Source organism: Actinokineospora fastidiosa, from assembly GCF_014648415.1.
Taxonomy (GTDB): domain Bacteria; phylum Actinomycetota; class Actinomycetes; order Mycobacteriales; family Pseudonocardiaceae; genus Actinokineospora; species Actinokineospora fastidiosa.
This window is the reverse complement of the sequence record NZ_BMRB01000003.1, coordinates 537,557-555,527: the sequence shown is the minus strand read 5'-3', so window position 1 is coordinate 555,527 and position 17,971 is coordinate 537,557. Positions and strand designations below refer to the sequence as shown.

At 73.9% G+C, this 17,971-nt stretch carries 18 protein-coding genes; 11 read left to right on the top strand and 7 right to left on the bottom strand.

Annotated elements, in window-relative coordinates; genetic code table 11:
- Positions 1–65: 65 nt before the first annotated feature.
- The gene (locus IEY98_RS21550; protein ID WP_189212365.1) at positions 66–476 is read left to right on the top strand and encodes a PaaI family thioesterase; all 411 of its coding nucleotides are present in this window, start codon (positions 66–68) and stop codon (positions 474–476) included.
- Here the strand turns inward: IEY98_RS21550 and IEY98_RS33160 are convergent.
- From IEY98_RS33160 to IEY98_RS21520, 6 genes are all read right to left on the bottom strand, one after another.
- Positions 438–1,928 carry a flavin-containing monooxygenase gene (locus tag IEY98_RS33160; RefSeq protein WP_189212364.1) on the bottom strand — a complete coding sequence of 497 codons (1,491 nt, stop codon included), beginning with the start codon at positions 1,926–1,928 and terminating at the stop codon, positions 438–440. The genes IEY98_RS21550 and IEY98_RS33160 overlap by 39 nt on opposite strands.
- Positions 1,925–2,812 (bottom strand): patatin-like phospholipase family protein, encoded by an 888-nt coding sequence (locus IEY98_RS21540; protein ID WP_189212363.1) that lies wholly within the window; start codon positions 2,810–2,812, stop codon positions 1,925–1,927. The genes IEY98_RS33160 and IEY98_RS21540 overlap by 4 nt, the downstream gene beginning before the upstream one ends.
- A 62-nt stretch (positions 2,813–2,874) precedes the next feature.
- The gene (locus IEY98_RS21535) at positions 2,875–4,011 is read right to left on the bottom strand and encodes a glycosyltransferase (protein ID WP_189212362.1); all 1,137 of its coding nucleotides are present in this window, start codon (positions 4,009–4,011) and stop codon (positions 2,875–2,877) included.
- 41 nt (positions 4,012–4,052) lie between these two features.
- Positions 4,053–4,487 carry a YiiD C-terminal domain-containing protein gene (locus IEY98_RS21530; RefSeq protein WP_189212361.1) on the bottom strand — a complete coding sequence of 145 codons (435 nt, stop codon included), beginning with the start codon at positions 4,485–4,487 and terminating at the stop codon, positions 4,053–4,055.
- Positions 4,484–5,104, bottom strand: coding sequence for an isopentenyl-diphosphate Delta-isomerase (gene idi, locus IEY98_RS21525; RefSeq protein WP_189212511.1), 621 nt, complete (start codon positions 5,102–5,104; stop codon positions 4,484–4,486). The genes IEY98_RS21530 and idi overlap by 4 nt, the downstream gene beginning before the upstream one ends.
- A 56-nt stretch (positions 5,105–5,160) precedes the next feature.
- Positions 5,161–6,555 (bottom strand): aminotransferase-like domain-containing protein, encoded by a 1,395-nt coding sequence (locus IEY98_RS21520; protein ID WP_189212360.1) that lies wholly within the window; start codon positions 6,553–6,555, stop codon positions 5,161–5,163.
- Positions 6,556–6,637: 82 nt separating this feature from the next.
- Between IEY98_RS21520 and IEY98_RS21515 the strand changes: the two genes are divergently transcribed.
- From IEY98_RS21515 to IEY98_RS21470, 10 genes are all read left to right on the top strand, one after another.
- The gene (locus IEY98_RS21515) at positions 6,638–7,777 is read left to right on the top strand and encodes an aminotransferase class V-fold PLP-dependent enzyme (RefSeq protein WP_229787146.1); all 1,140 of its coding nucleotides are present in this window, start codon (positions 6,638–6,640) and stop codon (positions 7,775–7,777) included.
- Between the two features lie 330 nt (positions 7,778–8,107).
- Positions 8,108–9,433, top strand: a complete 1,326-nt coding sequence (locus IEY98_RS21510; protein ID WP_189212358.1) for a glutamine synthetase family protein — start codon at positions 8,108–8,110, stop codon at positions 9,431–9,433.
- Positions 9,414–10,142 carry a gamma-glutamyl-gamma-aminobutyrate hydrolase family protein gene (locus IEY98_RS21505; RefSeq protein WP_189212357.1) on the top strand — a complete coding sequence of 243 codons (729 nt, stop codon included), beginning with the start codon at positions 9,414–9,416 and terminating at the stop codon, positions 10,140–10,142. The genes IEY98_RS21510 and IEY98_RS21505 overlap by 20 nt, the downstream gene beginning before the upstream one ends.
- On the top strand, positions 10,139–11,500 hold the full coding sequence (locus tag IEY98_RS21500) for an aldehyde dehydrogenase family protein (RefSeq protein WP_189212510.1): 1,362 nt from the start codon (positions 10,139–10,141) through the stop codon (positions 11,498–11,500). The genes IEY98_RS21505 and IEY98_RS21500 overlap by 4 nt, the downstream gene beginning before the upstream one ends.
- Positions 11,501–12,265 carry a 3-oxoacyl-ACP reductase gene (locus IEY98_RS21495; protein ID WP_189212356.1) on the top strand — a complete coding sequence of 255 codons (765 nt, stop codon included), beginning with the start codon at positions 11,501–11,503 and terminating at the stop codon, positions 12,263–12,265. It abuts the gene before it with no gap.
- A complete protein-coding gene (locus IEY98_RS21490; RefSeq protein WP_189212355.1) occupies positions 12,249–12,971 on the top strand; it encodes a FadR/GntR family transcriptional regulator in 723 nt (240 codons plus the stop codon). Before IEY98_RS21495 ends, IEY98_RS21490 begins: the two co-directional genes overlap by 17 nt.
- Before the next feature lie 1,117 nt (positions 12,972–14,088).
- Positions 14,089–15,141: a class E sortase gene (locus IEY98_RS21485; protein WP_229787144.1), complete on the top strand. Its 1,053-nt coding sequence runs from the start codon at positions 14,089–14,091 to the stop codon at positions 15,139–15,141.
- Positions 15,138–15,824: an SDR family NAD(P)-dependent oxidoreductase gene (locus tag IEY98_RS21480; protein ID WP_189212353.1), complete on the top strand. Its 687-nt coding sequence runs from the start codon at positions 15,138–15,140 to the stop codon at positions 15,822–15,824. The genes IEY98_RS21485 and IEY98_RS21480 overlap by 4 nt, the downstream gene beginning before the upstream one ends.
- Before the next feature lie 155 nt (positions 15,825–15,979).
- Positions 15,980–16,696, top strand: coding sequence for a class I SAM-dependent methyltransferase (locus IEY98_RS21475; protein ID WP_189212352.1), 717 nt, complete (start codon positions 15,980–15,982; stop codon positions 16,694–16,696).
- Between the two features lie 93 nt (positions 16,697–16,789).
- A complete protein-coding gene (locus tag IEY98_RS21470) occupies positions 16,790–17,443 on the top strand; it encodes a 4'-phosphopantetheinyl transferase family protein (protein ID WP_189212351.1) in 654 nt (217 codons plus the stop codon).
- Here the strand turns inward: IEY98_RS21470 and IEY98_RS21465 are convergent.
- Positions 17,440–17,943, bottom strand: a complete 504-nt coding sequence (locus tag IEY98_RS21465; protein ID WP_189212350.1) for a methylated-DNA--[protein]-cysteine S-methyltransferase — start codon at positions 17,941–17,943, stop codon at positions 17,440–17,442. The genes IEY98_RS21470 and IEY98_RS21465 overlap by 4 nt on opposite strands.
- Positions 17,944–17,971: the final 28 nt, after the last annotated feature.

Here is a 17,971-nt window from a genome sequence, read left to right as displayed (position 1 = left end):
CCCGTGATGTTGACAGCAGCCGGGCCCGCGCGCCATTCTCACTTCACTATCGAAGTGAGGTGGGGATGCAGACGCTCGACCTGTCCTTGGCCCAGGACGTCCTGGCGGCGCAGCCGTTCAGCAGGCTGCTCGGCGCACGCATGGTGTCCTTCGGCGACGGCGAGGCCGTCCTGGAGTTGGACGTCCGCGACGACCTGCGCCAGCAGCACGGCTTCGTGCACGGCGGGGTGCTGAGCTACCTGGCGGACAACGCGCTCACCTTCGCCGCGGGCGCCGCTGCGGGCGCGAACCTGGTCACGTCGGGGTTGTCCATCGACTACCTGCGCCCGGCCACCGGGCGGACGCTGCGCGCGCACGCCCGGGTCGTCCGCGCCGGTCGGACCCGGGTGGTGTGCCGCTGCGACATCTCGACGGTCGACGACGCGGGGACCGAAACGCTATGCGCGGTCGCCCAGGGGACGATCGCTGTGGTCTGACTCGGCGCGCACGGTGTAGGCGGCCGGGTCGAACACGCGGATGCGCTCGCGCATCCGGCCGGTCGACCACGGCCAGCTGAAGCTGTTGCGCCCGTTGACGTCGAGGTAGTAGCTGGAGCAGCCGCCCGCGTTGTAGACCGTGCTCGGCAGCGCGGCCTGCACCTCAGCGTCGTAGGCCGCCTGCACCTCGGGCCGGACGTCCACACTGGACCACCCAGCGGCGCGGATGGTGCGCACGGCGTCCATCACGTACGCCAGCTGCGCCTCCAGGATCATGAACGCCGAGGAGTGCCCGGTGCCCAGGTTCGGCCCCAGCAGCAGGAACGCGTTCGGGAAGCCGCTCACCGTCGTCCCCAGGTAGGCGCTCGGGCTGCCGCGCCAGTGGTCGGCGAGCGAGCGGCCATCGGCGTCGAAGACCCGCTCGGCCACCGGCATGTCCAGGATGCGGAAGCCGGTGCCCAGGATGACGCAGTCCACCTCGGAGCGGGACCCGTCCGTCCCGACCACGGTGGAGCCCTCGACCGACCGCACCGCGTGCGGGTGCACCCGCACGTTGGGCCGGGTCAGCGCCGGGTAGTACTCGTTGGAGAACAGCAAACGCTTGCACCCCAACGTGTAGTCCGGGGTCAGCGCGCGGCGCAGCGCCGGGTCACGGACGGTCGCCAGCAGGTGCGCCCGGCCGACCGCCTGGACCGCGCGCAGGACGGCCGGGTGCCGGAACCCGACGCCCAGCGCCTCCATCCCCAGGTACTCCGCCGACCGCAGCGCGCGCTGCAGGGCCGGGAAACGCCGCAGCAGATACCGCTCCACGCGCGGCACGTGGTGGTCCGGCTTCGGCAGCACCCACTGCGCGGTCCGCTGGAACAGGTGCAACGACGCCACGTGCGGCTGGATGCGCGGCACGAACTGCACCGCCGACGCGCCGCTGCCCACCACCGCGACCCGCTTGCCGCGCAGGTCGTAGTCGTGGTTCCACCACGCCGAGTGGAACACCTCGCCCGGGAAGTCCAGCAGCCCGGGCAGGTCGGGGATCAGCGGCTCGTTCCACGGCCCGGCCCCGGCGATCACCAGCCGCGCGGTGAACCGGCCCCGGGTGGTCTCCAGCACCCACCGCCGCGCCGTGTCGTCCCACTGCGCCCTGGTCAGCTCCGTGCCGAAGCGCACGTGCGGCGTGACCCCGTACCGGGTCGCCACGTCGCGCAGGTAGTCCAGGATCTCCGGCTGCCCGGCGAAGGCGCGCGTCCACGCCGGGTTCGGCGCGAACGAGAACGAGTACAGCGCCGACGGCACGTCGCAGGCGCAGCCGGGATAGGTGTTGGCCCGCCAGGTCCCGCCGACGCCGTCGGCCTTCTCCAGGACCACGAAGTCGCGCACGCCCTGGCCCAGCAGCTTGACCGCGGCCCCGATCCCGGACGCGCCAGCGCCGATGATCACCACGTCGTGGTCGGTCACACGGACTCCTTGGCGGACAGGGGGAGCGCGCGGCGGCCGGTGCGCAGCGCCGTCTCCAGCACGGTCAGCGCGCGGCGGCGCGCCATCGGGTTGGGGCCGATCGCGGCGAGGTCCTCCGGGCTCGGCGCGAGCCTCAGCACGGACACCCCGCGAGCGCGCAGCGCGTCCTCCTCGCGGTCCAGCCGGGCGGCCATGTACCGGCGCAGCGGGTCCCGGCCCGCGGCCATGGGGGCGAGCACGACCACGTGGTCGAGGTCCGCAGTGGACACCAGGTCGGCCGAGGTCGGCGAGTACGCGCCGCCGTCGAGGTAGCGCCTGCCGCGCAGGTCGACCGGCGGCATCCAGCCGGGGATCGCCCACGACGCCCGCAGCGCCTCGCCGACCGTGGCCTCGGGCGCGCCGGGGGAGCCGAACGCGACCCGCTCCCCGGCCGTGGCGTCCACCGCGACCAGCCAGGCGGCCGGGTGCGGCAGCCAGCCGCCCGGGCAGAGCCGGGCGGCCAGCGTGTCGAAGCGCCGGGCGTCACCGCGTCCGACGGGCGCGAGTCCGCTCAGCCGCGTCGGCCACGGCAGGTCGCGCCGCCGGGCCAGCCCCGGGGCGGTGAGCCGGGGCGCGGGCAGCGGCGGGAGCGGCGGCGGCGCCTCGGCCAGGTGCGCGACCAGCGCCGGGTGCGCGCCGGGGCGGCCGAGCCAGGCGTCGAGCAGGTCGGCGGTGCCGAGCCCGCAGGCCAGCGCGGTGACGAACTCCGCGCCCGCCGACGTGCCCACCAGCACGTCGGCGTCGCGGACGTCCCAGTCGAGCGCCTGCTCGACGGCGATCAGTGTCCCCAGTGTCCACGCGGCCCCCAGGGTGCCGCCGCAGCCGATGACCAGACCCCTGCGCATGCAGCCTCCTAGGATACCGGCAGGTTCCGGAGACTAGCAGTATTACCAACTCGCGGGTAGGTTCAGCGCGCGAGCGATTCCGCGACCTCGTCCGGCCCCGGCATCGCCGCGATCTCGGCCGCGACCCGCGCCACCGCCGCCCGTGCCTCGGTGTCCGACAGCAGCGCGCCCGCCGCCTCCGCGAGGGCGTCGGCGGTCGCCGCGTCGCCCTTCAGCGTCCGGGAGATGCCCGCCGCCGTCACCGCATCGGCGTTGACGAACTGGTCGGCGCCCTGCGGCAGGAACAGCTGCGGCAGGCCCGCGGCGAGCGCGCCGAGCGTCGTGCCGGACCCGCCGTGGTGCACGACCAGGTCGGTGTGCGGGAGCAGGTCGGCCTGCGGCACCCACGGCAGCACCGTCACCGCCGCGGGCAGGTCGCGCAGCTCCTCGGCGTCCACCGCGGGACCGGCGGCGACCAGCACGTTCACCGGCAGCCTCGCCAGGCCGTCGATGGCGGTGCGCAGCACCTCCAGCTTGCCGAACGCGGTGCCCAGCGTCAGGTACACCAGCGGCTTCTCGTGGGCGGTGACCCACGCGGGCAGGTCGCCGGGCTCGGCGAAGGCGACCGGGCGCAGCGGCTGCCGGTTCGGGCGCAGCGAGTCCTGCAGCGACGCCGGATAGATGTCGAGGTAGAGGTCGTCTTCCAGCAGCGCGTCCGTCGACAGGTCGACGCCGAAGTCCGCGGCGACGGCGCTCAGCAGCCCCGGCAGCTCGGGAAGCAGCTCGCCGAAGTCGCCCCGGCTGATGCCGTGGCCGACGGCCCGGATGCCCCGGGCCTTGGCCGCGATCGCCGCGCCCGGGTTGGCGACCTCGTAGACGACGAGGTCGGGGGTGTCCCGGTCGAGCACCGGGCCGAGGTCCTCGGCGAACTTCCTCGGCATCAGGCTGCCGAAGACCCGGCCGATCGCCCGCGCCGCTGCGGGGTCCTCCGGGTTGCGGAAGTCGACCTCGGCGCCCTCCTCGGCGACGGCCTGGCCGAACGCCGCGCCGATGTCCAGGCCGACCTCGGCGGTGCCGAACCCGAGTTTGGTCAGCAGCGCGGTGAACTCCGGCCCGGTGGCGAAGGTGACGCGGTCGCCGCGGGCGGCCATCGCGCGGGCGAGGGGCAGTAGGGGATAGGTGTGTCCGTACGCGGACAGCGATGAGAAGAGAACATGCACGACGTCCACAGTAGGGATGTTGATCAGCTCGCGCCCATGACTCACCGCGCGCGCAGCTGGTACGCCCCTTCCGTTGACGCCACAACGATTCCGGTGGTGTCCCGCAATGTGGCGTTCAGGGTGAAATCGGCCCGGCCGTGCGCCTGGACCTCGGTCCTGATCGCCTCGATGCCGTCCAGCGCCGCCTCCGCGACGACGTCCGTGCGCGCGGGCTTGGTGAAGTCGATCCGGACGGACCGCACCACCGGGTAGTAGCGGGTGAGGTCGAACGACGGGAGGCAGATCCCGCCGCCGAGCACCTCGGCCACGGTGAACAGCACCCCGGCGTACATCGTGCCGATGTGGTTCCCGTTGCCGTCCAACGGAACCCGGCACGCGATGCGCCCCGGCTCCAGCTCGACCGCGCGCACGCCCATCCGGTGGGCCTGCGGCACCAGGTGCGCCAGCGCGGCGTTGAAGGCGTCCCGGTGGGTCACCGCAGCGCGGGCGGCAGCTCGGCCTCGTCGCCCGCGGGCCAGGCCAGCGGGTCAGGGCCGAGCGCGGCCAGCTCGCGGACCTGCAGCGCGCACCACGGCGAGATCGGCCGCGTGCCCGCCAGCACGGCCTCGGCGAAGGGCTGCCACGGCACCCACTCCACGGCGTCCACCTCCTCGGCGTTCGGCGCCACCATGCCGTCGGTGACGACCCGGAACACCGGGCAGATCTCGTTCTCGACCACGCCGTTGTCCATCTCGGCGCGGTAGCGGAAGCGGGGGAGCACGAGATCGATCTTGGTGCTGCCGATCAGCCCGAGCTCGTCGGCCAGCCGCCGCGCGACCGCCGTGGCGGGCGGCTCCCCGGGCGCCGGGTGCCCGCAGCAGGAGTTGGTCCACACCGCGGGCCACGTCTTCTTGTGCGCGGCCCGCTGGGTCAGCAGGAACTCGCCGCGCTGGTTGAACACGTAACTGGAGAACGCCAGGTGCAACGGCGTCTCCCGGTGGTGGACCTCCGCCTTGGGCGCGGTCCCGACCGCGGCCCCGGACTCATCCAGCAGCACGACTTCCTCGCTCACCAGGCCCACCCTGCCCCACCCCCCGCACCCAGGCAAGGCCATCGCGCGCCGGTCCACCCATCCGGTGATCATGCCCACGCGCGCTACTGGCTTCGGCGCTAGGGACGAGTAGCGCTTCGCAGCCGCCGGACACCCTCGACCAGTTCGCCGACGTCGGCGGCCGCGGCGAAGGTCAGCCGCAGGTGGTCGCCGGGCGGCTCGGCGGCGAAGAAGCGGGTGCCCGCGTTGACGGCCACCCCGCGCTGGCGGGCCGCCGCGGCGACGGCCTGCGCGTCCTGCCCGGGACCGAGCCGGACCCACAGGTGCAGGCCGCCGGACGGCACCCGCTCGATCGTCCATTCCGGACAGTGCTCGCGCACCGACGCGACCAGCGCCGAGCAGCGCTCGCGGAGGGCGGCGGCCAGCGCGCGCAGGTGCCGGTCCCAGCCGGGCGAGCTGAGCAGCTCCAGCGCGGCCTCCTGCAGCGGGCGGGCCACGAAGAAGTCGTCGACCAGGCGGGCGGCGCGCATCCTGGCCATCACCGGGCCGCGGGCGATGAGCGCGCCGATGCGCATGCTCGGCGCGGCGGGCTTGGTCAGCGAGGTCAGGTGCACGACGGCGCCGTCGCGGTCGTCGGCCAGCAGCGGGCGGGGCGTGGGCGTGCCGTGGCCGAGGTGGCGGGCCACGTCGTCCTCCAGCACGAACGCGCCCGCGGCGCGGGCGGCGGCCAGCACCGCACCGCGGCGCTCGGCGGCGAGCACCGCCCCGGTGGGGTTCTGGTGCGCGGGCTGGCAGTACAGCAACCGGGCCCCGGTCATGGCGAAGGTGTCGGCCAGCAGGTCGGGGCGCAGGCCGTCGGCGTCCGTCGGGACCGGGACCGGGCGCAGGCCAGCGGCGCGGGCGGCGGCGAGCGCGCCCGGGTAGGTGGGCGACTCGACGAGCACCGGGCTGCCGGGCGCGGCGATGGCCCGGAACGCTACTGACAGCGCGCTCTGCCCGCCCGCAGTGATCAGCACGTCGTCCGGGCCGACGTCGGCGGCGGCCGCGGCGGCGAACGCGGTCCGCAGCGCGAGCAGGCCCGCGGCGGGCGCGCGGTCCCAGGCGTCCGGCCTGCGGGCCGCGCGGGCGAGGGCCGCGCTCAGCGGGCGCACCGGCTGCAGCGCGCGGTGCGGATAGCCGCCGTCGAGCCGGATCGTGCCCTCGGCGGGCGGGCCGAGCGCGTCGGCGAGGGACCCGGTGTCGACGGCGCGGTCGGCAAGGGCGACGGTCTGCCAGCCGGTGTCGGCGGGCGGCGCGGACCGGGGCGGGCTGGCCACGTAGGTGCCGCTGCCCGGCCGGGTGATGACGACGCCCTCGGCGGCGAGCTGGGCGATCACCCGCGCGACCGTCACCGGGCTGACCTGGTGCTCGCGGACCAGTTCACGGCTGGAGGGCAGTTTGTCGCCCGGGGCCAGCCTGCCGACCAGGGCGCGCATCCTGGTGGCGAGGAGATCCGAAGTGCTATCGTCCGACATGAGTGCCCACGATAGCGCTACTGACGCTGAGCGGATATCGCTCCTGGACGTCCCGGCCCTGCGGGCGGACACGCCCGGCTGTGTGAACGTGAACCACCTCAACAACGCGGGCTGCGGCCTGATGGCCACGCCGGTGCTGTCGGCCGTGCTTGATCACCTCAACCTGGAGGCCGCGATCGGCGGCTACGAGGCCGCCGCCGCCCGCGCGGAGGAGGTGCGCGGCTTCTATGCCCAGATCGCCGCGCTGATCAACGCCAGGCCGGAGAACATCGCCTTCTCGGGCAGCGCGACCCACGCGTACGCGACCGCGCTGTCGTCGATCCCGTTCGAGCCGGGCGAGGTCATCCTGACGACCCGCAACGACTTCGTGTCCAACCAGATCGCGTTCCTGTCGCTGCGCAAGCGCATGGGCGTGCGCGTGGTGCACGCCCCGGACCTGCCCGAGGGCGGCGTCGACCTCGACGCCATGGCCGCCCTGATCCGCGAGCACCGCCCCCGGCTGGTCAGCGCGACGCACATCCCGACCAACTCCGGCCTCGTGCAGCCGGTAGCCGCGATCGGCGACCTGTGCCGGGACGCGGACGCGCTCTACCTGGTGGACGCCTGCCAGTCGGTGGGCCAGTACCCGGTCGACGTCCAGCGGATAGGGGCGGACATGCTCACCGCCACCTGCCGCAAGTTCCTGCGCGGCCCCCGGGGCTCGGGCTTCCTCTACGTCTCCGACCGCGTGCTCGCCGAGGGCTACGAGCCCCTGTTCGTCGACATGCACGGCGCCCGCTGGACCGCCCCCGACCGCTACGAGCCCGCTCCGACGGCGGCGCGGTTCGAGGAGTGGGAGTTCCCCTACGCCACCCTCCTCGGCTGCGCTGCCGCCGCCCGCTACGCCCAGCAGGTGGGCCTCGCGGCGATCGCCGAACGCACCCCCGCCCTGGCCGCCCGCCTCCGGTCCGGCCTGGCCGGGCTCCCCGGCGTCCGGGTGCTCGACCGGGGCGCGGAACTCGGCGCGCTGGTCACCTTCGCGATCGCGGGCTGGCGCCCCGAGCCGTTCAAGGCGGCCATGGACGCCCGCGGCATCAACTCGGCCCTCAGCCACCGCGAATTCGCCCAATTCGACTTCACCGAGAAGGACGTCGACTGGTGTCTGCGCCTCTCCCCGCACTACTACAACACCGAGGAGGAAATCGACGAGGCGATAGCCGCCGTGGCCGACCTGGCCGCCTGACGGAAGCTGAAGGCGGTGGCCGCGTGGCGGCCACCGCCGTGAGCCCCGCTGGAACTGGCAGGGAGTCCGGGCCCAAGCCCTCGATCGGGCCGCGGACACAGGTCCAGCGCGATGATCGCCAGTATTTGTTAACGGCCGTGAACCGGGCAAGGCGGAGTTTTGAACAGATCGTTCACACTTGGCCGTCTGGGCTGGTCGTACGGTGCAATGGGAGCTGGTCGGGCCATTGCGCGGGAGGCAGCGGTTGCCCCGGTGGTGTGATCACTGCCACGATGCTCTGACGCGATCTGCCAATGGGCTCGTGCTGATCCTTTGGGGAGGGGTACCCGCATGCGTGAGCTATCCGTCGACCGGCTGCGGGAGCTGGTGGACGCCGGACGGGTCGACACCGTCCTCGTCGCGCTCACCGACATGCAGGGGCGGCTGCAGGGCAAACGCTGCGGCGCCCGGTACTTCCTGGAGGAGGTGCTGGCGCACGGCACCGAGGCGTGCGACTACCTGATGGCCGTGGACGTCGAGATGAATCCGGTCTCCGGCTACGCCACCTCGTCGTGGGACCGCGGCTACGGCGACTTCCTCCTCCGCCCCGACCCGGCCACCCTCCGGATGGTCCCCTGGCACGACGCCACCGCGATGGTGCAGGCCGACGTGCTCAACCTCGACGGCACCCCGGTCGCGCCGTCGCCGCGGCAGGTGCTGCGGCGCCAGCTCGACCGCCTCGCCGAGCGCGGGCTGGCCGCCTACGTCGGCACCGAGCTGGAGTTCATCCTCTTCGACGACACCTACGAGGACGCCGCCCGCCTCGGGTACAAGCACCTCACCCCCGCCAACCAGTACAACGTCGACTACTCGCTCCTCGGCACCGGCCGCGTCGAGCCCGTGCTGCGCGCGATCCGCAACGGCATGACCGGCGCCGGGATGTACGTCGAGTCGGCCAAGGGCGAGTGCAACCCCGGGCAGCACGAGATCGCCTTCCGCTACACCGACGCGTTGACCACCTGCGACAACCACGCCGTCTACAAGACCGGCGCCAAGGAGATCGCCGCCAAGCACGGCCGCAGCCTGACCTTCATGGCCAAGATCAACGAGCGGGAGGGCAACTCCTGCCACATCCACATGAGCCTGCGCCGCGACGACAAGCCGGTCCCCGACGCCGAGTTCCGGATGTTCCTCGCGGGCCAGCTGGCCTGCCTGCGCGAGTTCACCGCCTTCTACGCGCCCAACATCAACTCCTACAAGCGCTACGCCCCCGGCTCGTTCGCCCCGACCGCGATCGCCTGGGGGACCGACAACCGCACGTGCGCGCTGCGGGTCGTCGGGCACGGCGCGTCGCGGCGGGTGGAGAACCGGGTGCCCGGCGGCGACGTCAACCCCTACCTCGCCGTGGCCGCGATGATCGCCGCGGGCCTGCACGGCATCGACACCGGCGTCGAGCTGGAGGACGAGTTCCACGGCAACGCCTACGCCTCCGACAAACCGCGCGTGCCCGCCACCCTGCGCGCCGCCGCCGACGCGCTGGAGGGCAGTGCGATCGCCCGCGCCGCCTTCGGCGACGACGTCGTCGAGCACTACCTCAACGCCGCGCGGGTCGAGCTGGCCGCGTTCGACACCGTGGTGACCGACTGGGAGCTGGCGCGTGGCTTCGAGCGACTCTAAGCCCCCGGTCATCGGGATCACGACCTACCTGGAGCACTCGACGTTCGGGATCTGGGAGACCGAGGCGGCCGTGCTGCACCGCGCCTACGTCGAGTCCGTGCGCGCGGTCGGCGGCAACGCCGTGCTGCTGCCGCCGATCGGCGACTGGCGGGCCGAGACCGTGGACTGGCTCGACGGCCTGGTCCTCTCCGGCGGCGCCGACATCGACCCGGCCCGCTACGGCCAGATCCCGCACCCGACCACCGGAACGCCGCAGCCGATGCGCGACGACGCCGAGTTCGCCCTGACCGAGGCCGCGCTGGCCATCGACCTGCCGCTGCTGGCGGTGTGCCGGGGGATGCAGGTGCTCAACGTCGTGCTCGGCGGCACGCTGCACCAGCACACCCCCGAGCGCACCGGCACCAACGACCACCAGCCCGAGGTGGCGATGTACGGCAAGACCGAGGTCGCGCTGGCCCCGGGCAGCAGGCTGGAGTCGATCCTGGGCAAGCGCGTGCAGGTCGCCTGCCACCACCACCAGTCGCTGGACCGCGTGGGCGCGGGCATCGCGGTGACGGCGACCGCGGCGGACGGGACCGTCGAGGGCATCGAGCTGCCCGCGTCCCGCTTCGCCGTGGGCGTGCAGTCGCACCCCGAGCAGAACGCCGACGACACCCGGCTGTTCGCCGCGCTGGTCAAGGCGGCCGACCGCAGGAGGGCAGAGCGCTGACCGCACACGCCGTGCGCGACCCGGCCACCGAGGAGGTCATCGCCACCGTCGAGCTGGCCTCCGTCGACGACGCGGACGCCGCCATCGCCCGCGCGCACGCGGCGTTCCCGGCCTGGCGCGCGCTCGCCCCCGCCGACCGGGCCCGGCTGCTGCGCCGCTTCGCCGACGCCGTCGACGCCGACCTGGAGCACCTGGCGGGCCTGGAGGTCCGCAACGCGGGCCACACCATCGGCAACGCGCGCTGGGAGGCGGGCAACGTCCGCGACGTGCTGCACTACTACGCCGCCGCCCCCGAACGGCTCGCCGGACAGCAGATCCCGGCGCCCGGCGGGCTCGCGGTGACCTTCCACGAGCCGCTGGGCGTGGTCGGGGTGATCGCGCCGTGGAACTTCCCCATGCCGATCGCCGCGTGGGGGTTCGCGCCCGCGCTGGCGGCCGGGAACACCGTCGTGCTCAAGCCCGCCGAGGCGACCCCGCTGACCGCGCTGCGGCTGGCGGAGCTGGCCAGGGCTGCGGGCATCCCCGATGCCGTGTTCCAGGTGCTCCCCGGCGCCGGTCAGGTCGTCGGCCAGCGGTTCGTCACCAACCCGCTGGTACGCAAGGTGGTGTTCACCGGGTCCACCGAGGTGGGCAAACAGGTGATGGCCGGGTGCGCCGACCAGGTCAAGCGGGTGACGCTGGAGCTGGGCGGCAACAGTGCCAACGTGGTGTTCGCCGACGCGGACCTGGAGCGGGCCGCGGCGTCCGCGCCTATGGCGGTGTTCGACAACGCAGGCCAGGACTGCTGCGCGCGTTCCCGGATCCTCGTGCAGCGGTCGGTGTACGACCGGTTCATGGAGCTGCTGGAGCCCGCGGTGCGCGCGGTCGTCGTCGGGCCGCCTGCCGACGAGGCCACCCAGATGGGGCCGCTGATCACCGCCGAGCACCGGGCGCGCGTGCGGTCCTATGTGGACGACGCGCCGATCGCGTTCCGGGGCAGTGCGCCGGACGGGCGCGGGTACTGGTTCCCGCCGACCGTCCTCTCCGGACTTCCCGCGGATCACCGCGCGGTCACCGACGAGGTGTTCGGGCCGGTCGTCGCCGTGCTCCCGTTCGACGACGAGGACGACGCCGTCCGGCAGGCCAACGACACCGAGTACGGGCTGTCCGGCTCGATCTGGACCCGCGACGTCGGCCGGGCGCTGCGCGTGGCGCGCGGGATCGACGCGGGCAACCTGTCGGTCAACTCGCACTCGTCGGTGCGCTACTGGACGCCGTTCGGCGGGTTCAAGCAGTCCGGGCTCGGCCGCGAGCTGGGACCGGACGCGCTCGCCGCGTTCACCGATGTCAAGACGGTGTTTCTCAGTTCGGAGGGCTGAATGGGCAGGCTGGATGGCCGGGTCGCGGTCGTCACCGGCGGGGCGAGCGGCATCGGGCTGGCCTCGGTGCGCAGGCTGGCGGCCGAGGGCGCGCGGGTCGTCGTCGGCGATGTGGACGTCGACGGCGGCGGGGCGGCCGCCGCGGAGGTCGACGGGCTGTTCGTGCGCACGGACGTCACCGAGGAGGCGGAGGTCGTCGCGCTGTTCCAGACCGCGGTCGACCGCTTCGGCGGCCTGGACGTGGCGTTCAACAACGCGGGTATCTCCCCGCCGGAGGACGACTCGATCCTGGAGACCGGGCCGGACGCCTGGCACCGGGTCCAGCAGGTCAACCTCACGTCGGTGTACCTGTGCTGCAAGCACGCCATCGGGCACATGCGGGCGCGGGGGCGCGGGTCGGTGATCAACACGGCGTCGTTCGTGGCGGTGATGGGCGCGGCGACCTCGCAGATCTCCTACACCGCGTCCAAGGGCGGGGTGCTGGCCATGAGTCGCGAGCTGGGCGTGCAGTTCGCGCGCGAGGGCATCCGGGTCAACGCGCTGTGCCCGGGGCCGGTGAACACGCCGCTTTTGCAGGAGCTGTTCGCCAAGGACCCCGAGCGGGCCGCGCGGCGGCTGGTGCACATCCCGCTGGGGCGCTTCGCCGAGCCGGAGGAGATCGCCGCCGCGGTCGCCTTCCTGGCCTCGGACGACTCGTCGTTCATCACCGCGTCGTCCTTCATGGTCGACGGTGGCATCTCCGGCGCCTATGTCACTCCGCTCTGACCCCGACCCGCTCGCCGACGCGCTCCTGCGGCCCGTCCGGGCGGGCAACGCCTTCGAGGAGACGCTGGCCAGGCTGCTGCAGGCCATCCGGCTCGGCCTGGCGGCCCCGGGCGAGCGGCTGCCCCCGGAACGCGACCTGGCCGCCCGGCTGGGGGTGAGCCGGGTGACGCTGCGCGAGGCCCTGCACGCCCTGCAGGAGGCGGGGTACGTCGAGAGCAGGCGCGGGCGCTACGGCGGCACGTTCGTCCGGTCCCTGCGCCCGACCCACCCGACCCCGCCCGCCCCGGCGTTCGCCGCGGACGTGGAGGACGTGATCACCCTGCGCCACGTCCTGGAGACCGGCGCCGCCGAGGCCGCCGCGTCCCGGTCGCTGGACCCCACCACCCGCCGCCACCTGCGCACCCGGCTCGCCGAGTGCACGGGGGCGGGCGTGGCGGACTACCGCCGCCGCGACGCCCGCCTGCACCTGGCCGTCGCCGCCGCGGCCGCCGCCCCGTCCCTCACCGCGGCGGTGGCCGACCTCCGCGCCCGCCTGGACGCCCTCCTCGACGCCATCCCCCCGATCGGCGCCAACATCGAGCACTCCGACCACCAACACCGAGCTGTGATCGACGCCATCCTCGACGGCGACCCGCAGGCAGCGCGCGCGGAGATGGCCGAACATTTGGCAGGAACGGCCACACTGCTGCGCGGATTCCTGACCTGAGGCCCCGCTAACAGCGCCCGAACCCCACGGTGCCCTATCTTGGCGGGGTCGGATCAGCGAGCGAGGGGGTGACGCGGTGGACCAGCCGCCCGCCCGCCACGCCCGCCTGCCGACCCCGCCCCCCGACCACCGGCCCCCGCCGAACGGCCACCCCCGCCCCGCGGGCGCGGGCAGGCACCACCCCGGTGTGCCGGACCGCCCCAGGCACGCCGCGCCCCCGGACCACCCCTCAGCCGGTGCGGACCGGCAGAGCGGCCCCGCGGGACACCCCCACGACGACACCGCCCTCCCGGCCGACCTTCCGGGACCGAGCGCGGGGGGAGCGCGGGGCAACGGCGTGCCCTACGCCCCCGAGCCTTCCGGGCCAGGTGGAGCACGCGGTAATGGCGCCCCCTTCGCCAGCGAGCCCACCGGGCCGAGTGGAGGTGGAGCACGGGCAAATGGCGCCCCTTACGGCAGCGAACCTTCCCGGCCGGGCGATGGGGAAGCACGCGGTATCGGCGTGCCCTACGCAGGCGGCCCTTCGGGACCGATAGGCAGGGGAGCGCGCCCCAACGGGACCCCTGTTGGCGGCGCTCCGACCTCGAATGGGCGTGCGGCTGCCCACGGGACGCCGCACGTCAGCGGCGCCTTGGAGAAGAACGGCGGCCCGAGGTCGAATGGCCATGGGGGTGCTGGCGGGCCTTCGCGTCTCAATGGCGCTCCCCAGCCGAACGGCTCGGCGGGCGTCAATGGCGCCCGGCCGCCGATGGGTGGGGCGGGTGTCAATGGCGCCCCCGGCCCCCGCCCGAACGGCGTGCCCGGCGCGGGCAGCGGCCCCCGCCGGAACGGCGCCCAGGCGCCGCAGCCCGCCGCCCGCTTCGGCGGCACCCTCGACGTCCCCGACGCCGCGCCGCACGCCGATCCCTCGGAGGTGTCGCGGCACTCCTATCCGGCCGAGGCTCCGCCGCGCCCGAGCTCGCCTGAGGCTGCGCCGCGTCCACACCCGGTTGGCGCTCCTCAGCACCCGGCCGAGGCTCCGCCGCGCCCGAGCTCGCCTGAGGCTGCGCCGCGTCCACACCCGGTTGGCGCTCCTCAGCACCCGGCCGACCTTCCGCCCCGCCCCCAGCCCGCCGGGGTGCCGCAGCGTCCGCAGCCGACCGAGCGTCGTCCCCAGCCCACCGGGGTGCCGTCGCGTCCGCGCCCCGCTGCCCTGCGGCCGCACCCTGCTGAGGCGCCTACCGAGGTCATCCGGCCCCTCACCCCCCAGGACGCCCCCACCGAGGTCATCCGGCCCGTCCTGCCCCCGCGCCGCCCGGCCCCCGTCGATCCGCCCACCGAGTTCGTCGAGCCCGAGTACGACGACTACCCCGACGACGAGGACGACTACGCCGACGACGACTACGACGACCCCCCGCCCCCCAAGCCGACCACGGGCGCAGTCGTCGTCCGCTCCATCGGTGAGCTCATGGTCACCGCTGGCCTCGTCATCCTCCTGTTCGTCGTCTACGAGGTCTGGATCACCGACCTGATGTCCGCCCAGAAGCAGGCCGATGTCACCGCCGACCTCGACCGGCAGTGGGAGGTCGCCGACGATCCCGAGCGGGAGCAGAAGTTCGAGTACGCCGACGGCGAGGGCATCGCCAAGCTCTACATCCCCGTGTTCGGCCCCGACTACCACTTCACCGTCGTCGAGGGCACGTCCGCGGCCAACCTGGAGGTCGGCCCGGGGCACTACACCAAGTCCGCGCCGCCGGGGCAGCCGGGGAACTTCGCCGTCGCGGGGCACCGGGTGGGCAAGGGCGCGCCGTTCAACGACCTCGACCTGCTCAACCCCTGCGACGCCATCGTCATCGAGACGCAGACCGACTGGTTCGTCTACCGGATGTTGCCCACCTCCGACCAGCCGGTGGACCCGGCCGACCCGCGCTGCAAGGGCGTGGAGGCGCAGGAGGGCGAGTACGCCGCCGCCGTCGGCCGCCGGATCGTCACCCCGGACAAGGGCGAGGTGGTCCTCCCCGTCCCCGGCAACGCCGACGCCCAGGTGCCGAAGGACCAGCTCAAGCGCATGATGACCCTGACCACCTGCCACCCCAAGTTCTCCAACGCCCAGCGCATGATCGTGCACGCCGTCCTGGTCCGCGAGCAGCCCAAGGGCGACGACCTCCCCCCGGAGCTGAGCGAAGGATGAAGACCGCACTGGTGACCGGCGGGACCGGCGGCCTCGGCAGCGCCGTCACCGCGGCCCTGCTCGACGACGGCTGGCGGGTCGTCGTGCCGTGGATCGCCGAGGCCGAGCTGGCCCGCCTCCCCGAGCACGACCACCTCGTCGCCCACCGCGCCGACCTGTTCAGCGAGGACGACGCCGCCGCCTGCGCCGCGCTGGCCTCGGGCGACCCGAACGCGCCGCTGGGCGCGGTGGTCAACCTGGTCGGCGGCTTCGCCATGGGCGGACGCCTGCACGAGACGCCGGTCGCGGAGTTCGAGCGGCTGCTGCGGCTCAACCTGCGCCCGACCTACCTGGCCACCCACGCCGCCCTGCCGCACCTGATCGCGGGCGGCGGCGGGGCGGTCGTCTGCGTGTCGGCCCGCGCCGTCGAGCGGCCGTTCCCCGGCGCGTCGGCCTACATCACCGCGAAGACGGCCGTGCTGGGCCTCGTCGCCGCCCTCGCCGCCGAGTACGGCCGCGACGGCGTGCGCGCCAACGCGATCCTGCCCGGCGTGATCGACACCCCGGGCAACCGCGCGGCGATGCCCGACTCCGACCGCGCCGACTGGGTCTCGCCCGAGCGGATCGCCGCGACCGTGCGCTTCCTCTGCGGCGAGGACGCCTCGGCCATCAACGGCGCCCGGGTGCCCGTCGCTGGTCCTTAATGGACCACTGAGGGTGATCGCGACTCACCCTGTGTCGACTATCGAGTTACCGCGATTCACCCTAAAAGATCAAAAGTGAGCCGACCTCTTGCAAGATCATGTCGCTGGGACGTAGACCGTACACGCTTCTGGGCTACCCCCAACCGGAGGACGACATGGACAAGACGGTCAACGACAACTGGGAGAGTTACTGGCGTGATCTCCCGAGGGAGCGCGGCCTGCCGGTGTGGGACAGCGACGGCGCGGTCACCGCGACCGCGCAGCTCCCGGTGTTCCGGCCCTATTTCGACGCCGCCCTCCCGGTGCTCGACATCGGCTGCGGCAACGGCACCCAGACCGCCGCGCTGGCCGAGCACTTCCCCCGGGTGATCGGGATGGACTTCGCCCAGTCCGCCATCGAGCACGCCCGAACGCTCCAGGCGGGCACGGCGGCCACCTTCCGCACCTTCGACCTGACCGACGCCGACGCCGCGCGCGCCGTCCACGACGAACTCGGCGACGTCAACGTCTACCTGCGCGGGGTCCTCCACCAGATGCCCGACGAGGACCGCCCCCGAGCCGCCGCCGCGCTCTCGGTGCTGCTCGGCGACTCCGGCCACGCCTTCGCCGTGGAGCTGGCGCCCTCGGCGTCGGCGTCCATGAAGACCGCGCTCGGCCAGAGCCCGGACGCCGTGCCGAAACTTCAACGGGTGTTCAGGTACGGCCTCACCCCGGCGGCCTGGGACGAGGGCAAACTGGACGCCGTGCTCGACGGCGCCGGGATGGCGGTCGTCGCCCGAGGCGAGGTCCCCCTGCACGGCACCGACCGGCTGCCCGACGGGTCCCCGCTGCGGCTGCCGATGGTGTACGTCGTGGCGCGCAACCAGCGCTGAGATGCGCCTGACAGCCCGGTCGGCCCCGCTGTCGGCCGGGCCGGGGTTCGGGCATCATCGGCGCACGGGTGTCGAGCGATAGGGTTTCAGGACGTGATCGAGAGCATCCTCCCGGCCGCCGTCGTCGCGGTCGAGGTCTACGACGATCCGCCGGAGGCGGTGCTGCTCCCGGAGGAGGAACCGGTCATCGCCAAGGCGGTCGACAAGCGCCGCCGCGAGTTCACCACCGTGCGGCACTGCGCCCGCCGGGCGCTGGCCCGGCTCGGCCGCCCGGCGACCCCGATCCTGCCCGGGGACAAGGGCGCCCCGCAGTGGCCGGACGGGATCGTCGGCAGCATGACGCACTGCGCGGGCTACCGGGCCGCGGTGCTGGCCCTCGACACCGACCTGCACACCGTCGGCATCGACGCCGAACCGCACGTGCCGCTGCCGGAGGGCGTCCTGGCGGCGGTGTCCCTGCCCGAGGAGCGCGCGCACCTGGCCGCGCTCGGGTCCGATGTGCACTGGGACAAGCTGCTGTTCGCCGCCAAGGAGAGCGTCTACAAGGCGTGGTTCCCCCTGGCGCGCAAGTGGCTGGGCTTCTCCGACGCGCGCGTCGAGTTCGATCCGGCCGGAACGTTCCGCGCCACGCTGCTCGTGCCGGGACCGGTGGTGGAGGGCGTGGAGATCACCGGATTCAGCGGCCGCTGGGTCGTCGACAACGGACTGGCCGTGACCGCGATCGCCGTGCCGACCAAAGCGGACTAGAACAGCGCTTCCTGCCCGTTGGGGTCGGCGGCGCCCTCGATGGCCAGCATGCGCAGCTTGGTGGTGGTGCCGCCGGGCGCGGAGAACCCGACCATCCGCCCGTCGGCCCCCATCACCCGGTGGCAGGGCACGATGATCGGGTACGGGTTGCGGCCCAGCGCCCGCCCGACGGCCTGCGCCGACCCGGGCGCGCCGATGCGCTGGGCCACCGTGCCGTAGGTGAGCACCTCGCCGGGCGGGATGGCCCGGGTGACCGCGTAGACCCGCAGGTTGAACTCGGGCACGCCGGTCGGGTCGAGCTCGATGTCGGCCAAGTCGTCCTTCACCCCGCTGAGCAGCGCCTGGACGCGGGTGATCGCCGCGCGCACGGCGGGCGGCGGCTCGGCGGGCGCGGGCTGGAACCGCATGGGCCCTGGCAGCCGCACCGCGGTGATGCCGCGCGGGCCCCACGCCAGGCCGCATTCGCCGATGGCGGTGTCGAACAGCGTGTGCCCGGTCATGCCGTCCAGGTTACGGCCGGGCACCGAC

Coding starts and splice junctions, on each gene's coding strand:
- IEY98_RS21550 (WP_189212365.1), top strand. CDS start 66: ATGCAGACGCTCGACCTGTCCTTGGCCCAGGACGTCCTGGCGGCGCAG.
- IEY98_RS21540 (WP_189212363.1), bottom strand. CDS start 2,812: ATGCGCAGGGGTCTGGTCATCGGCTGCGGCGGCACCCTGGGGGCCGCG.
- idi (WP_189212511.1), bottom strand. CDS start 5,104: ATGGCCTTGCCTGGGTGCGGGGGGTGGGGCAGGGTGGGCCTGGTGAGC.
- IEY98_RS21520 (WP_189212360.1), bottom strand. CDS start 6,555: ATGTCGGACGATAGCACTTCGGATCTCCTCGCCACCAGGATGCGCGCC.
- IEY98_RS21510 (WP_189212358.1), top strand. CDS start 8,108: ATGCGTGAGCTATCCGTCGACCGGCTGCGGGAGCTGGTGGACGCCGGA.
- IEY98_RS21495 (WP_189212356.1), top strand. CDS start 11,501: ATGGGCAGGCTGGATGGCCGGGTCGCGGTCGTCACCGGCGGGGCGAGC.
- IEY98_RS21490 (WP_189212355.1), top strand. CDS start 12,249: ATGTCACTCCGCTCTGACCCCGACCCGCTCGCCGACGCGCTCCTGCGG.
- IEY98_RS21480 (WP_189212353.1), top strand. CDS start 15,138: ATGAAGACCGCACTGGTGACCGGCGGGACCGGCGGCCTCGGCAGCGCC.
- IEY98_RS21475 (WP_189212352.1), top strand. CDS start 15,980: ATGGACAAGACGGTCAACGACAACTGGGAGAGTTACTGGCGTGATCTC.
- IEY98_RS21465 (WP_189212350.1), bottom strand. CDS start 17,943: ATGACCGGGCACACGCTGTTCGACACCGCCATCGGCGAATGCGGCCTG.